A 1,169-nucleotide genomic window follows, 5' to 3' on the forward strand; every position below is an offset into this window, starting at 1 on the left:
TCTTAAATAAACTTTCTCTGTATCATGACGTACGATCAGTGGTAATCAGGAAATGTTATGAAGAAAATACAAATAGATGGCCGCGATATAGGGCCTGATCATAAACCCTATATAATAGCTGAATTATCGGCCAATCATAATGGTGACATAAACCGTGCTTTCCAAATCATGGCTTCCGCTAAACAAGCTGGGGCCGATGCCATTAAACTCCAAACATATACAGCAGACACGATCACCATAGACAGCAATAAAGAAGAGTTCCAAATACATGGCGGATTATGGGATGGGCATACACTTTATGAACTGTATCAGTGGGCCCAAATGCCATGGGAGTGGCATAAGCCAATATTTGATAAAGGGAAAGAGTTAGGAATTACTGTATTTAGCTCCCCATTTGATTTCAGTGCTGTCGAGTTGCTTGAGGAATTAAATGCCCCTGCATATAAGATTGCTTCTTTTGAGTTAGTGGATTTACCGTTAATAGCCAGAGTCGCAAAAACAGGTAAGCCAATGATAATATCTACAGGCATGGCAAATGAAACTGAAATAAGAGAGGCAATTGAGACAGCAAGAAATAGCGGCTGTAATGATTTGGTAGTTCTGCACTGTGTTAGCGGGTATCCAGCACCAGCTGAACAATACAACCTCAATACATTGCAGGATATGGGTAAACGCTTTGATGTTTTAGTAGGCTTATCAGATCACACGATAGACAATGCGACTGCCGTAGCGTCTGTTGCTCTAGGTGCATGTTTAATAGAAAAGCATGTAACACTAGACCGAAATGCTGGTGGGCCAGATGATAGCTTTTCACTTGAACCCAAAGAATTAGCCAACTTATGCAACGATACCAAGACTGCATGGCAAGCTTTAGGGAAAATCAATTATGAAAAAACCGAAGCAGAGCTAGGGAATATCAAATTCCGACGGTCATTATACTTTGTAAAAGACATTAATGCAGGTGAAGTACTAACAGAACAACACATTCGTAGCATTCGACCAGGTTATGGAATCCCCCCTAAATATCTAAATTATACAATTGGTAAAAAAGTTAATTGCAAAATATCAAAAGGCACTCCGGTATCTTTTGAACTTCTAACTGAGTAGTTTTTAAAACCACACTTTCATCTTCATAAAAACATGCCGTGAAACTGGTATAAAGTATATAC

Annotated in this window: 1 protein-coding gene; it reads left to right on the top strand. The window is 39.3% G+C overall.

Translation table 11 applies throughout. The features are described 5' to 3' along the window. The first annotated feature begins 57 nt into the window (after nt 1–57). Nucleotides 58–1,107 (top strand): pseudaminic acid synthase, encoded by a 1,050-nt coding sequence (pseI, locus tag KDK14_RS14580; RefSeq protein ID WP_257265900.1) that lies wholly within the window; start codon nt 58–60, stop codon nt 1,105–1,107. Nucleotides 1,108–1,169 lie beyond the last annotated feature (62 nt).

The sequence above is a fragment of the Endozoicomonas sp. ONNA2 genome (genome assembly GCF_024606365.1).
Classification (GTDB): Bacteria; Pseudomonadota; Gammaproteobacteria; order Pseudomonadales; family Endozoicomonadaceae; genus Endozoicomonas.